Genomic DNA, 15,064 nt, shown 5'->3' with positions numbered 1-15,064 from the left:
TATCACTAAGTATCTTGGGGTTTAACTATTCATCAATTTGCCAAGCATCCTTAGTTACCTCCTCATCTACGATTCTCTTTGGTCGTACAATCACAATAATTCGTCCTAATAAGGGAACTTCTGGTTCTGTTTCAAACCACTGAAAATCTAATTCCCCAGAATTGTTCACCACAAAGTAGCTAATTGCATCCCATCGCCGTTGAGCGCGATCAATAACTACCATTAATGGTTCTACAGTACTTTGTGTTTGGTTTGGTAGGCGATCGCTATTACACAAAATCACTACCGGATCTTCTGCACCCAATACTAGCTGCCAACCAGGTAAAGGAACCCAGGCTTGCTCGCCAGCAAATTTAACCATGCGAAATGGCCCAATTTCTTCTGCTAGAGGAACCGCTTGTAAGTCTTGTGGTGTTAATGGCAACTCACCTACCACTGGTACAAGGCGAGGCATCTCTTCCTCTGATTCCGGTCTATACAAGGGTAAACTTGGTGCAGGTTTTTTAGGTACAACAGTAAAATCTGTTAATAATTGTTCTATTTGCTGCCTAGCAGGTTGCGTGTGTGCAAATTTTAAACCCTTGGCAATCAGACGCGATCGCACTTGCAAATCTGAGTTTTGTCGCGCCAGTTTCCAACATTGATAGGCAACCGCATCACCGGGATGATTGGAAAAACCTGGGGGCAATTCACGGAAACGAGAAAAATCTTTAATTGCCTTTGCAACTTCCCGTGCTTCAAGTGCGTCAAGTTTGTTTTGCCAGGTGAGCGTGGCTGCTGCTGCACGTTCTTGTTGATTAAGCAAGCGCAACTCGTACAAAATATCACTTCCTCGCTGGGAATAATGCGAGAGTACCTCTTGTGATGTTCCTTCCTTTTCTAAAGAATTGTAAACTTGCGAGCCGACAATAACCTGATTTTGCTGAGATGGCTCAAAACCTGTAGCCTCAAAAATCGCTTGGGGATTATAACCAGCTTTTTGTAAGTGAGCGCAAGCTTGTCCCCATTCCACCCAGTTGCCTTGTTTTTGTCGCAATTTTCGCAGCAACTCTTGGGCGACATTGTCATTTTCTATAGGATTTTGAGCGTTGGGTGGTAGGTCAGTCATAAGCGATTAGCAAATTTCCAGGGCTATTCATACTTGAGCACCAAATATCTATTTTAGGTCTGGTGCTGCACAAGCACTCATAGATTTCAAAGGAACTGGGTAGAAGGGGAGAGTGGAGAAAATATTTTATACTAAGTCCGGTTAATCAGTTCTCATTAGAATTTCACCGCGTCAGGCTAAATGATAAGTCTTTAAACGGACATGATATTATTCCCGATCTGACACCTTGACTTTAGGTACTGGTTTTTTAGTTATCCCCTGACGAATTGGTAGTTCAACCACAAACTCTGTGCCTTTGTCGGGTTCAGAGTGGCAATAGATCTTGCCGTTGTGTTTCTCTGTCACAATCTGATAGCTGATAGAAAGCCCCAATCCTGTACCTTTACCGACAACCTTAGTAGTAAAAAATGGATCAAATAGCCGAGAGAGAACCTTTTTATCCATGCCGAAACCGTTGTCAGCAATCCGAATGGAAATCCAATCTTTATTGAGTAGGGAGGTAGAAATTTGGATTTCGCTGGAGTTTGCTGCGATCGCTTCCGGAGTAGCTTGCGCGTTTCGCTCTTCTAACGCATCAATAGCATTAGATAGCAAATTCATAAATACTTGATTCAACTGACCGGGATAGCATTCTATTAGAGGTAACGACGTATCGTAATCTTTGCTCACATAAATAGTGAGGCTATCGGCTGAGGGTTTCAAGCGGTTTTGCAAAATCATCAACGTGCTGTCGATGCCTTCGTGAATATTTGCCGGCTTGAAGTCGGCTTCATCTAAGCGCGAGAAGTTTCGTAAAGAAGTGACTATCTCGCGAATGCGTTCAGTCCCAACTTGCATAGACTGGAATAATTTAGGTAAGTCCTCGAATAAAAACTCGATCTCGGCTTTTTTGGAAAATTCTTGTATCTCTAATACGGCATTAGGATGATGATGCCGATAAAGTTCTACACAATGAAGTAAATCTTGTGTGTATTGGTGGGCGTGTTCTAAATTGCCATGAATGAAATTAATCGGGTTATTAATTTCGTGGGCAACCCCTGCTACTAATTGCCCCAAGCTGGCCATTTTTTCAGCGTGGATAATTTGCATTTGGGCAGTACGCAGCTCATTCAGTGCCTGCGCGAGTTGATTCGCTTCTTCACGGGTTTGACCAAGCAAACTAGATTGTTGGAATAGGTTAGCTTGACGTAGTGCTACACTGAGTTGAGCTGCCACTTGGGTGACAAATTCTAATTCAGCCTCTTCCCAATGACGCGGATGGGTACATTGGTGGATGCACAACAACCCCCACAGATCATCACCTTCCATCAGTGGTACAACAATTTGTGCTTTGACTTGGAATTGCTCAATGACATCAAGATGAGGCACCTTGGAGCCAACGCTGTTGATATCAGATATGACTTGCACTTGCCCTTGACGATACTGCGGTGCGTATTGATCACCAAAGCAATAGTCTTGTACCTTGACAGCGAGGGCAGAATCGAACTGTGGTAGCACATCTTCAGCAACAAATTCACCACTGCAAAAACCGACATCAGAATCAAAGCGGAAGATGCCGACTCGATCCGCACTCAGCGATCGCCGCACTTCCTGTACGCTAGTCTTAAAAATCGTCTCTATATCTAGAGATTCACGAATTTTGACAACTAAATCAAATAAAATCCGACGCTGTTCAGCCGATTTGTGCAGTTCGTCAGCGCGAGTTTGGATTTGAGTCATCATTTCCGAGCTTTGTAGCGCCACTCCAGCAACCTGTCCCAAAAATTCTACTTCCACGCTATCCCACTGGCGCGGTGCAGAATGTTGATAGGCAGCCAGTAATCCCCAGAGGTTCCGTCCCACAAAAATTGGGGTCAATACATAGGCGCGAATCTTGAACTGCTCCAAAATGTCTAGGTGACAGCGCGAGTGTCCGGCTTGGTAGATATCTTCTACAGCAAAATTTTCGTTGTTGCGATAGCGTCCACCTTTTGTTTCTTGCAGGTGAGTATCCTCCCAAACTAGATTTTTGCCAAAGGGATTGATGCTGTCCCACTGTGCCTCGACCATGCCGAAATGACTGACGAATTCACCACTCCAATCTGGATTAAAGCGATAAACACCAACGCGCTCAACTCGCAGCATTTTGCACACTTCTTGACAAGTGGTTTTCAAGATCAAATCAATATTGAGGGAGGAGCGAATTTTTCCGACTACTTCCGTTAGTGCGCGTTGCCGTGCGATCGCATCTTGTAGGGCGATCGCCTGTTGTTTGGACTGAGCTAAATTCTCGGATTGCTGAATCGCGACTCCTAATTGCGCCCCCACCTGTCCGAGGAACTCAACTTCGTAATTTGCCCATTGGCGCGGCCCGGAATGTTGATAAGCTGCTATGAGTCCCCACAGTTTAGATCCGATGAAGATGGGTGCTAAGGCATACGCCCGAATCTTAAATTGCTCCAAAATGTCGATGTGACAGCGCGAATGTCCGGCTTGATAAATATCGTTGACGGTAAAACTTTCGTTATTGCGGTAGCGCCCACCTTTGGCTTCTTGGAGGTAGGTATCTTCCCAAACCAGATTTTTTCCAAAGGGATGGATTCTATCCCACTGCGCCTCTACCATGCCGAACTGGCTAACAAATTCACCGCTCCAGTTTTCATTGAAGCGGTAGATTGCTGCCCGCTCTAGTTTTAGGAGTTTGCAGAGTTCCTGACAAGTGGTGTCTAGAATAATTTCGGTGTTGACAGAAGAGCGAATATTGCCTACTACTTCCGTCAAGGCGCGTTGCCGTGCAATGGCATCTTGCAGTTCTGCTGTGCGTTGTTTAGTTTGTTCTAAGATTTCTGCCTGCTGCATTGCCACACCCACATAGCTTGCGGCTTGGGCTAGGAATTCGATTTCTTCAGAGTACCATTGTCGAGGAGTGGAGTGTTGATAGGCTGCCAGTAAACCCCACAGTTTTGAACCAACGAAAATAGGGGCGATCGCATACGCTCGAATTTGAAATTGTTCTAGCACCTCAATATGACAACGAGCATGTCCTGCATCGTAAATGTCAGCCACGGCAAAAGGCTCATTTTTGCGGTATCGTCCTCCCTGAGTTTCTTGCAAATGCGAATCTTCCCAAACCAAGTCTTGCCCAAAGGCAGTCAGTGTATCCCAAGGAGATTCTGCAAAACCAAAACGATTGATGAAACTACCGCTCCAGTCATTGTTGAAGCGGTAGATTGCTACTCGCTCAATTTTCAATTGTCGACAAATATCTTGGCAAGAAGTCGAACATAGGGATTCTAAGTTTACAGATGCACGAATTTTAGCTAGAATTCTCGCTAAGATTTTTTGGTATTGAACCACAAGCTGTAGCTGGTTGTGGCACTCTTGCAGTTTTGATAGATTTGACGTTTCGTAATCGCTTGTTGTCATAGAGTGTAGGGAAATGAAATACCTACTTTTAGTGTTCCCTGATTTATTTGATTGATTGCAGCTTCAAATAAATTCTCTTTCAAGCAGCTACACTAGTGGCGGTGAATTGGTATTGAGCGATCGCTCACCGCACATAACATTGCACAGTATCTTCATAACTCTAGCGGCAGATAAAATTATGAGTTATGAGCAAAAAAGCTACTACCTATAACTTTTATTCAGTAATTACTCGTAGAAGCAAAAAAGTTATAATTGTCAGTTTTTCTGGTTTTAACTTATATAAGCTTTATATATAGACATTATAAAAATGATTTCAAGCTCAATACCAATTAGACAAATTGGCTATATTTTAGTATAAATTAAAACTAAATTATTATTGCATACAGAAATTATCTTATGGATCATCCCATTTCTGAATTAGATAAAGTACGCCTTCAATTGATGACTCTGGATAAACCAAAAAAACAAAAAATATTGGTAGTTGATGATGAACCAGATAATTTAGATCTGCTGTATCGTACCTTCCGACGGGATTTTAATGTCCTTAAAGCAGATAGTGGCATAAATGCTCTGCAAGTATTAGCAGCAGAAGGGGAAGTAGCAGTTATCATCTCCGATCAACGAATGCCAGAAATGAAAGGGACTGAGTTTCTAAGCAAAACTGTACCTCAGTTTCCCAATACGGTCAGAATTATCCTCACTGGTTTTACAGATATTGAAGACTTAGTGGAAGCGATTAATGCAGGACAAGTCTATAAGTACATTACCAAACCGTGGGATCCGGGTGAACTCAAGGCTGTTGTCCAAAGAGCGGCTGAAACCTATGATTTGCTCAACCAGCGAACGGAAGAATTGCGGCGTGCTAACGCCCATATGGCGCTACTAGCAGTTTTAGTGCAGGTTGCTGAGGAGAATTCTAGTTTAGAGGTTACTTTAAACTCAATTGCCAAGGCTTTTGGTGAAAGTTTCGCTGCCGATGGAACGATTTTGCAACTTGTGGAGGGCAGTAATCTAGTTGCTACCGAAGGTAATTACAGTTGTACGGGTTCTGTAGAAAACTGGTTAGCTCATGATCCTCTTACCAGTGCAGCGATCGCTACTGGGCAAATGCAAGTTTCAGTCAACGTTCCTCAAGATGATAAATTGGCTGGTGTTTCTCACTACTCCAATACTGGTATAGAAGCGCATTTAATTATTCCCATCACCTCCGCAGGTAAAGTGTTAGCAGTATTGTCCCTACAATGGAAAAAACCCTGCACTTTACGAGAAGATGAACTTAAACTGGTTCATCTATCAGCACAACTAGTGGCGATCGTACTTAGTTCCACTCACTATCATCAAACAGCCCATGCAGCTGACTGTAGCTAGCATCTGAAAATAAAGTCTGCCTTCACAGGTTTTGTATGTATAGCTCCAGGCTTAAGCCTGGAGCTATAAGTATCTAAACAAAATTAATTACACATTTTCTACACTCTTCCCTGTTCCCTTGCCTCGACCCGTAAATTTAATTTCGCCTAACCACTTAGTCTATAGTCTAAAGTAGTTGACCCTCCGAATTTGAGATTTTAAATTTTGAACTTTGGATTATTTTTCGTACAAGCCCCGCAAGACAGTGGGCAAAACAAATCTAAAATCGTCAATCTAAAATCCAAAATTGGTTGACTATTGACTATTGACTACTAACTAATGACTAATGGCTAACGAAATTCGCAACATCTTTGATCGTATCGCTCCTGTTTACGACCAGTTAAACGATTGGTTGAGCTTAGGACAACACCGGATTTGGAAAGAAATGACGGTCAAATGGAGCGAAGCTAAAGTAGGAGATACTTGCTTAGATTTGTGTTGCGGCAGTGGCGATTTGGCTTTTCGGCTGGCACGGCGTGTAAAAGCAACTGGAAAAGTTTACGGAGTAGATTTTTCACCTGGGCTATTAGAAATTGCTCAGACGCGCTCTCAAGCTCAGTATCCCTCTTTTGCGATCGCTTGGGTAGAAGCCGATGTTTTGGATTTACCCTTTGAGAATAACCAATTTGATGCTGCGACGATGGGCTACGGTTTACGAAATGTAACAGATATTCCTCGCTGTTTAAAAGAATTACACCGGGTTCTGAAAATAGGTGCAAAAGCCGCAATTTTAGACTTTCATCGTCCCACGGATTCGACAGCTAGAGCATTTCAGCAGTGGTATTTGGGCAATCTTGTGGTGCCGATTGCCGAACAAATGGGTTTAAAGGAAGAATACGCCTATATCAGTCCTAGCTTAGATCGGTTTCCTACAGGCAAAAATCAAGTAGAAATAGCTCTAAAAGTTGGTTTTACAACTGCCACACATTACCCCATTGCGAACGGTATGATGGGAGTGCTGGTGGTAAATAAAGCCTAATAGAGACGCGATGTTCCTCGCGTCTGTACATTAGTTCTTACCTAATGACTAATGACTCTTGACTAATGACTGAATGAATTTGGATTGGTCTCATCTTTGGCTGTATGTATCTCCCCCGATCTTAGGTGGAGTAATTGGCTATTTCACTAATGATATAGCTATCAAAATGTTATTTCGTCCTTACAGAGCAATTTACATTGGCGGACGAAGATTACCCTTCACTCCTGGATTGATTCCTCGCAACCAGGAACGTTTGGCTAAGAATATCTCCAAAACAATTATGGGATCGCTGCTCACGCCAGAGGAGTTACAGAATCTGGCGCGGCGATTGTTACAACCAGAACGCGTGGAATCAGCAATTCTCTGGTTGCTGAGAATGGCAATAGATCAAGTCAAATCCGATAAAGAGCAGAAAACAGCCAAGATTGTAGCAGGTATTTTGCGGGATTTGTTAGGGGAATCATTGCCACGTTTGCTGAAGGTGCTGGCGCGACGGGAAGACTTTTTAGAAGCCCAAATCAATCAAATTTTTGACCAAATAATTTTGGAATTTCAATTGAGTGATGAGCAAGCTTCTCGCCTTGCTGATTGGCTTTTACAAGTTGTTCTACCACCAGAGACAATTCGGTTAGCAATTATTGATTTTTTAAGCGATCGGACGATTCAGACTATTGATGAAAGCTTTCGGGAAAAAACCAGTGGTACCTATTGGGTAGTAGCAAATCTGTTTGGTTTACGCAATACATTATCGCGACTGCGGACTTATTGTTTGGATGAGAAAGAAGCTACGAATCAGCTGTTGCAGGAATGGATTCAAGATTTGCGAGTACGCGATCGCCTCAAAAATGTCTTGCAAAATTTGACTTTACAAAATTTGCCTATAGGTACCGTGCGGCAACTGCGAAAGACTACACGCGAAAGTGTTCGCCAATACCTACAAACACGTGGTAGTGATTTCCTACAAGGATTAAGTGATTCGGTTGACTGGCATAATATTGCTGTCTTACTAGTTAACCGCCTCAGTACCTCACCTGTTGTAAACACTTCTTTAGAAGTTGCGAGTCAAGAATTGGCTTTAATCTTAGAGCGTTATTTGGAAAAAGATTTAGAAGCAATTGTGACTCATGCAATTCCGATTTTGTCCATCGATCAGGTAATTATGGATAGAGTCAAGTCAACTTCACCAGCAGATTTAGAAGCTGCTATTGAGGGAATTGTTAAAAATGAATTGCAAGCAATTGTTACTTTAGGCGGTATTTTAGGTTTTATCGTGGGGTTATTTCAAGCAGCATTTTTGTTGATTAGTAATGTTTAACGAGCTAGAAGACTCCAGAATCTAGTAAATCTTAAAATTGTAGGGTGCGCTAACGTAGCGTAACGCACCTTTATCATATGGTTGATTACGGCGCAAAATCTTTTAATCACTTACAAGTTAAGTGTCCTAAGTGCGCCTAACCCACCCTACATAATTTAATATTAACTGGATGATGTGTCCTTTTATTTCATATAATTTTTCCGCCATTTTTCTAGTTTTTCAATAGTTACTGATTTTGTCACAACATTTACACCATTTCCTCGCCAATCAATTTCTGGATCTGTTGTAAAAACTCCGCACTCTAATTCCTCCAAGTTGATATCCCAAAACTCGCTAAATCGACTTTTTAAAGTTATTACCTGTTCAAAAACTTTATTTCTGTGTTTATTTCTTCTTTTTCTTTCTGTTGCTCCTGTTGCTTCAGTATCAATAAATTTAGTTTCTATTAAAAACAATTTTTGATGGGATGTGAGATAGACAAAATCACACTTTCCCAAATCTGTATAATCGGCAATTGGAGACTTTTCAAATAACAGCAATTCGGCGCAGGTTGGAAATAAATTTGTGATATTTAAAAATAAATATGCTTGCAATAAAAGTTCCTTGTCATAAGGAAACCCAACAACCCCCTCAAAAAACTTTTTAATGTCTTGTTGAGTTTGAGGTTGAATTTTTTTGCAGTATGCCACAAATTGACCTAGCGCATCTGCAGTCATTAAGTATTTGCCCCTTGCCCTGGTTACTGCATTTATCCTCATGGCATAAAAAAATAACATTTTCTCCATGAAGACTCCCACCGCATAAGTAACCAAAAAAACTAGTTACTCTGAAAAGACCTAGTAGCTATTACTGAGGTAAAATAATAAAGAAAATGTTAAAAAGCAGTTTAAATAGTATATTTTAAGGTGAAACATACATATTGAAAAAGTTGAATTGGAGATTTTTCTAACAAAGTAAAGTGTTAATTTATGCTTTTGATTTAGTCATTTACAAGTGGTTGTACACGAGCCATAAATTGGGCATTTTGCAAAGCCTGAACTGTGCTGATAGAATTTTGCACCCAAAATTGCCGTCCAAAACGAACAAGGCGACGCGAGTTTCCGGCTTGTACAACTCCGATTACAGGTACTTTTGCTTTTTCTTTTTCTCCTGATTGTTCTTGCAAAATAGTTCGCAGGCGGTGTTGTTCTTCAATTGTGGCTGCTTGTTGAGGATTGAATTCTACCATTACCATTTGTACTGTTTCGACTGGTTCTGCATCTTCAACAATAAATTGAGTTTGTTCATCGCGTCGGTCTACTTTACCCCAAATAATTAATCTTGCATCAACTTGCAGGAGCAAATTAACACGTTCATAATTTTTGGGAAAGACTACGGCTTCTGATTGTGCAGTTAAATCTTCTATTTGTAAAATGGCCATTGGATCGCCTTTTTTTGTGATTACTTTTTTCACATTATTGAGAATTACAACTGCACACAATGTTGTATCTTCCTGTTGTTCTCCTAGCTGGGAAAGGTTAATTGGAGCTAAAATTTTTGCAGTTCTACGTATAGATTTTAGTGGATGATCTGATACATAAAATCCCAAAAGTTCTTTTTCCATCCGCAATTTTTCTTGGGGAGGAAAATCAGGTACAGATTTAGCTTTAGGCGCGCTATCAAAGCTATTTTGCGGCGTATTATTCTTACTAGAAAATCCACCACCTAATAAATCAAAAAGGTTTCCTTGCCCAGTTGCTCTATCTCTAGCACGAGATTGCGCCCAATCATATACTAAATCCAAATCGTGGATGAGCTGATTGCGGTTAGAATCAAGTTTGTCAAAGGCTCCACAATAAATTAACGACTGTAAAGTGCGGCGGTTTACGGCAGTTAAATCGATGCGATCACAAAAATCAGCCAAGGATTTAAAGTCTCCTGTAGTTTCTCTTGCTTCTAAAATTGAGGCGATCGCATTTTGTCCAACATTGCGCACAGCTGACAACCCAAACACAATCTTGCCACCCAATGGAGTAAAATCGACACCAGAACTGTTAATATCTGGCGGATCGATTTGAATTCCCATATTCGTACAGGTAGCTATGTATTTCTGTACCTTGTCTGTGTCATCACAGTTAGCTGTCAACAGCGCCGCCATGTACTCTAACGGATAATTGGCTTTTAAATACGCGGTTTGGTAAGTTACATAACCGTAAGCTGTAGAATGTGATTTGTTAAAGCAATTGGAAGCTACCAAACCATTTTTAATGATGAAATTATGGTCGCGTTCCACTCCAATGTCATATACATTCTGTGTACCAAGTGATTTTTTAGCGATTATTTTAACCATGTTCTCATCCGATAAAATTTATAAATACCTCGTAAATCGGCTTGATTGTAATTGTTCAAACAAAGGCACAAGTAGGTGTTAAATGCCGTAGGGTAAGCTAAGAGCTTTGTTAAATTAATCTAGCTTACGAGACTTACTTGGTGTGCAATACATAACTACCAAGAGTGTAATACCAAATTGGCACGCGGGAGTCTAGTTTCAAAATTCTGGAATAGCCTCTTAATCAATGGTTTTCATCCAAAATCCACGCATTGGTATAAACCGCCTTCACACAAAACTGTAGGCGCTGCTAAAACCAATTGAGCAGAAACTGTCAAACTGTACTAAAATCAAGGACTTGAGTCATATAAGGAAGCAATCATGGCATCCATTCGCGAGTTGCACAAACAGCTAGTAAACAAAGAACGTTCTGCGGTGGAAATCACTCAAGAAGCTTTAGAGCGTATTCAAGCCCTAGAGCCGCAATTACACAGTTTTTTGTGCGTGACTGCTGATCAGGCATTAGAACAAGCGCGTGCCGTGGATGCCAAAATCGCCGCTGGGGAAGAAATTGGCACCCTTGCAGGAATTCCAATTGGAATTAAAGACAATATATGTACCAAAGGAATTCCTACCACCTGCGCTTCCCGCATCTTAGAAAATTTTGTACCGCCTTATGAATCAACGGTAACGCAAAAACTACTAGCAGCTGATGCGGTGATGGTGGGCAAAACCAATTTAGATGAATTTGCAATGGGGGGTTCTACAGAAACTTCCGCCTTTGGCATGACGGGCAATCCTTGGGATTTATCAAGAGTTCCAGGTGGTTCTTCAGGCGGTTCGGCAGCAGCAGTAGCAGCAGAAGAGTGTGTTGTGTCTCTTGGTTCTGATACTGGTGGTTCGATTCGTCAACCAGCATCTTTTTGTGGTGTGGTAGGCATGAAACCGACTTACGGGCTGGTTTCTCGTTATGGTTTGGTGGCGTTTGCTTCGTCTTTGGATCAAATTGGGCCTTTTGGGCGCACAGTAGAAGATGCAGCAATATTATTGAATGCGATCGCCGGGTACGATCCCAAAGACTCCACTAGCTTAAAAGTTCAAATTCCCAATTATGCCGCCAGCCTCAAACCAGATCTCAAACCTAGAGGACAACTTAGAATCGGTATTATACAAGAAACTTTTGGTGAAGGTTTAGACTCTCAAGTTGAACAAGCTATAAAACAAGCCTTAGAGCAATTACAAAACTTGGGTGCAGAAATTCATGTAATTTCTTGTCCCCGTTTCCGCTATGGCTTACCTAGTTACTATATCATTGCTCCTTCAGAAGCGTCGGCAAACCTAGCTCGTTACGATGGTGTGAAATACGGCTACCGTGCTTCTGAGGCAGATAACTTGATGGAGATGTACACCCGTACTCGTGCTACTGGCTTTGGTGCAGAAGTCAAACGCCGGATTATGGTTGGAACCTATGCCCTATCGGCTGGTTATTACGATGCCTACTATCTCAAAGCACAAAAAGTACGTACTTTGATTAAAGAAGACTTTGAGAAAGCTTTTGAACTCGTAGATATTTTAGCTTGTCCTACAGCTCCTACCACGGCATTCAAAGCAGGAGAAAAAACCTCCGATCCCTTGAGTATGTATTTAGTTGACTTAATGACTATTCCAGTCAATCTTGCTGGTTTGCCTGGTATAAGTGTACCGTGTGGTTTTGATGACAAGGGGCTACCGATTGGTTTACAGCTGATTGGTAAACCACTGCGCGAAGATCAATTGTTTCAGGTGGCTTATGCTTATGAGCAATCGACTTCATGGCACCTGCAAAAGCCTAAAATTTAGTCATTAGTCATTAGTTTTCTCTGCTAACTACTGTACGGGCGGGTTTAGAAGATAAATTCTCGATTTGATCGGTAAGATTATCAGCAAAACCCGCACGGTAGTCGCTACAACCGGGGAAACCCGACGCCAGGTGACGCCAGGTGCTTTATGCCGGGGAACCCGTCCACCCTTCGGGTTCAGCAGTCCCCCATCGCCGGAAACCGCCAAGACGGGGGCTGCTTCACCGCACTGGCTCCGCAACGCGTTGTCTCCCCGACTAACCACTAACTATTGACTATTGACTGATTCAGGGGTGAATGTTACTTGTTTGACACGCCCTGAATTTCCAAGAGGTTTTCGTTCCTTTTTGTTAGCAGAAACTAGCACAGCCCCAGCATTTTCAGAAAGAATAGTCAATTGTTTGTTTGCTGTCCAGGTTTTTCTTTCTCCCTTGTTTAGCCTACCCTCAAATGCTGTTTTGCCATCTGCTTTTACTCGCAACCATGAATGATCTTGAAGTTCAATAGTAACTTCAACAGGAAATGCTTGTGAGGAAGGAGAGGCTCCTGATTGCAATGAAGATCCTGGTTTCTCAATGGCAGCACTGAATTTATTTTGGTTTCTAGCAACGGATTCGGCTGAATTCCTGGGACTAAGTTTAAAAAACAGTACAAGGGAAGCAACAGCTAGCAAGATTGCATAAGGGACAGCAAGAGGTATATGTATGCTTTTTATGTTTAACTTTTGCTTGGGTTCAAGATTTTCGTTTTCAGAGTCGAGAAGGAAAAAATTGATTGCAAAATTTTTAGCTAAATCGGTGCCATTCAGCCCTAAGGCATCCCCGTAGCGCTTGATAAATCCTTGCACAAAAACAGGTTCGGGCAAATCTTCATATCGCCCTTCTTCCAAAGCTTCTAATAAAACTTGTCGAATCAGTGTTTTTGCGGTGATTTGTTCTATACGTAAGCCTTTTTCTAGTCGCACCTGTCGTAAATATGCTCCTACTTCCTTGAGTTGCTCTTGTTGAGCATCATTGAAGGAATTCACTGCAATCTCCTAAATTTACAAGTCTACATTGTATGGCAGTTTCCAGCTAGCTCAGGACATCAATTAATGATAAAAGCCTAATATCAATAGAGTTTCAAGTCTATTCTCTATTTTCTGCTCCCTAATATATTGGTCAAACTTTTAAACATAAATTTTTTGATAAAAACTATTAATTGTCAAATACTTTAGTTAGTTTATTTACTGTTGCATATTGTATATATAAATACTCGCATGAGAAAAAGTAAGCTGCAACATAGAATACAATTGTTAATTAATCAGCCGATCCGATAGGAGCGATCACAGTGCTAGGTGAATGTGCTGTAAGTATACTCTTTTTTTTCAGCAACCACGATTTATCTTTTTTCCATCTCCTGTTAGACTCATTTTCGGAACGAAGTACGAGTTTACCAACAAGAACTTGTATTGATTTGTACCTGAGAGTAGATTTGGCAAATCCTTTGTAGCGTCATCATAGTAGTAGAGACACGAGGAACATCGCGTCTGTACATTTAGTGTTGCTGATGATAGCAACAGTTTTGTATTGCTAAAGGAAAGGCTATGACTACAACGTTAGTAGTGCCAGATTCCATCGAGTCCTTGTTAGGGCAAGAAGCAGAAGAACTATTAACCTACAAGGCAAAAGTTCCTAAAGATTTATTACATCTACCAGGCTCGGATTTTGTAGATCGAGTGTGGCTCAATAGCGATCGCAATCCTCAAGTTTTACGCAATCTCCAGCTACTTTACTCTACTGGCAGGCTCGCTAATACTGGTTATCTTTCCATCTTGCCAGTAGACCAAGGTATTGAACACTCAGCGGGTGCATCTTTTGCACCCAATCCTCTTTACTTTGATCCAGAAAATATCATTAGGTTGGCGATCGGGGCAGGATGTAATGCTGTGGCGACAACTTTGGGAGTGTTGGGTGCAGTTTCACGCAAATATGCGCACAAAATTCCCTTCATTGTCAAACTTAACCACAACGAACTGCTAACTTACCCTAATCAATTTGACCAAATTATGTTCGCCTCTGTCGAACAAGCTTGGAATTTGGGTGCTGCGGCAGTGGGTGCAACAATTTATTTTGGATCAGAAAACTCTACCAGACAAATTCAAGAAGTCAGCCAAGCATTTAAACGCGCCCATGAACTGGGGATGGTGACAATTCTTTGGTGCTATTTGCGTAACAGCGCTTTTAAGCAAGACAAAGACTATCACGTCGCTGCCGATCTCACAGGGCAAGCAAATCATTTGGGTGTGACAATTGAAGCCGACATCATTAAACAAAAACTGCCAGAAAACAACAATGGTTATGAAGCAATAGCCAAAGCAACTGGCAAGAGTTACGGTAAAACCGACAAACGGATTTACTCAGATTTGACAACCGATCACCCCATCGATTTGACTCGTTATCAGGTGTTGAATTGTTACTGTGGACGTGCAGGGTTGATTAATTCTGGTGGCGCTTCTGGTAAAAATGACTTTGCTGAAGCTGTTCGCACCGCAGTAATTAATAAACGTGCCGGTGGTACAGGATTAATTTCTGGACGTAAGACGTTCCAACGTCCACTTGAGGAAGGTGTGAGGCTATTCAATGCGATCCAAGATGTTTATCTGTCAAAAGATGTAACGATTGCTTAGATCGTATTTTGAGGAGGGTAAAACCCTCCTTAATAG

At 41.6% G+C, this 15,064-nt stretch carries 10 protein-coding genes; 5 read left to right on the top strand and 5 right to left on the bottom strand.

Features of this window, described 5'->3' with window-relative positions:
- Positions 1-25: 25 nt before the first annotated feature.
- Both U2718_RS00735 and U2718_RS00730 read right to left on the bottom strand, forming a co-directional pair.
- Positions 26-1,108 (bottom strand): RuBisCO accumulation factor 1, encoded by a 1,083-nt coding sequence (locus tag U2718_RS00735; RefSeq protein WP_341999322.1) that lies wholly within the window; start codon positions 1,106-1,108, stop codon positions 26-28.
- Between the two features lie 207 nt (positions 1,109-1,315).
- Positions 1,316-4,513: a GAF domain-containing protein gene (locus U2718_RS00730; protein WP_341999320.1), complete on the bottom strand. Its 3,198-nt coding sequence runs from the start codon at positions 4,511-4,513 to the stop codon at positions 1,316-1,318.
- Positions 4,514-4,909: 396 nt separating this feature from the next.
- Between U2718_RS00730 and U2718_RS00725 the strand changes: the two genes are divergently transcribed.
- From U2718_RS00725 to U2718_RS00715, 3 genes are all read left to right on the top strand, one after another.
- Positions 4,910-5,881 (top strand): response regulator, encoded by a 972-nt coding sequence (locus U2718_RS00725; protein WP_341999319.1) that lies wholly within the window; start codon positions 4,910-4,912, stop codon positions 5,879-5,881.
- 325 nt (positions 5,882-6,206) lie between these two features.
- Positions 6,207-6,899, top strand: coding sequence for a bifunctional demethylmenaquinone methyltransferase/2-methoxy-6-polyprenyl-1,4-benzoquinol methylase UbiE (gene ubiE / locus U2718_RS00720; RefSeq protein ID WP_341999317.1), 693 nt, complete (start codon positions 6,207-6,209; stop codon positions 6,897-6,899).
- 73 nt (positions 6,900-6,972) lie between these two features.
- Positions 6,973-8,214 carry a DUF445 domain-containing protein gene (locus U2718_RS00715; RefSeq protein WP_341999316.1) on the top strand — a complete coding sequence of 414 codons (1,242 nt, stop codon included), beginning with the start codon at positions 6,973-6,975 and terminating at the stop codon, positions 8,212-8,214.
- Between the two features lie 182 nt (positions 8,215-8,396).
- Here U2718_RS00715 and U2718_RS00710 read toward each other — a convergent pair whose 3' ends face one another.
- Positions 8,397-8,930 (bottom strand): hypothetical protein, encoded by a 534-nt coding sequence (locus U2718_RS00710; RefSeq protein ID WP_341999829.1) that lies wholly within the window; start codon positions 8,928-8,930, stop codon positions 8,397-8,399.
- Between the two features lie 263 nt (positions 8,931-9,193).
- Entirely contained in the window at positions 9,194-10,543 is a 1,350-nt protein-coding gene (locus tag U2718_RS00705) for an OB-fold nucleic acid binding domain-containing protein (RefSeq protein ID WP_341999314.1), read from the bottom strand.
- Positions 10,544-10,903: 360 nt separating this feature from the next.
- On the opposite strand from U2718_RS00705, the gene gatA reads away from it, so the two are divergent.
- Positions 10,904-12,361, top strand: a complete 1,458-nt coding sequence (gene gatA, locus U2718_RS00700; protein ID WP_341999312.1) for an Asp-tRNA(Asn)/Glu-tRNA(Gln) amidotransferase subunit GatA — start codon at positions 10,904-10,906, stop codon at positions 12,359-12,361.
- Positions 12,362-12,628: 267 nt separating this feature from the next.
- Here the strand turns inward: gatA and U2718_RS00695 are convergent, their stop codons facing one another.
- On the bottom strand, positions 12,629-13,387 hold the full coding sequence (locus tag U2718_RS00695) for a helix-turn-helix domain-containing protein (RefSeq protein WP_341999310.1): 759 nt from the start codon (positions 13,385-13,387) through the stop codon (positions 12,629-12,631).
- A gap of 558 nt (positions 13,388-13,945) precedes the next feature.
- Between U2718_RS00695 and U2718_RS00690 the strand changes: the two genes are divergently transcribed.
- On the top strand, positions 13,946-15,028 hold the full coding sequence (locus U2718_RS00690) for a class I fructose-bisphosphate aldolase (RefSeq protein ID WP_341999308.1): 1,083 nt from the start codon (positions 13,946-13,948) through the stop codon (positions 15,026-15,028).
- Positions 15,029-15,064 lie beyond the last annotated feature (36 nt).

The organism is Chlorogloeopsis sp. ULAP02, assembly GCF_038404745.2.
In the GTDB taxonomy this organism is placed as follows: Bacteria; Cyanobacteriota; Cyanobacteriia; order Cyanobacteriales; family Nostocaceae; genus Chlorogloeopsis.
This window is presented reverse-complemented; position numbering and strand designations above follow the sequence as displayed.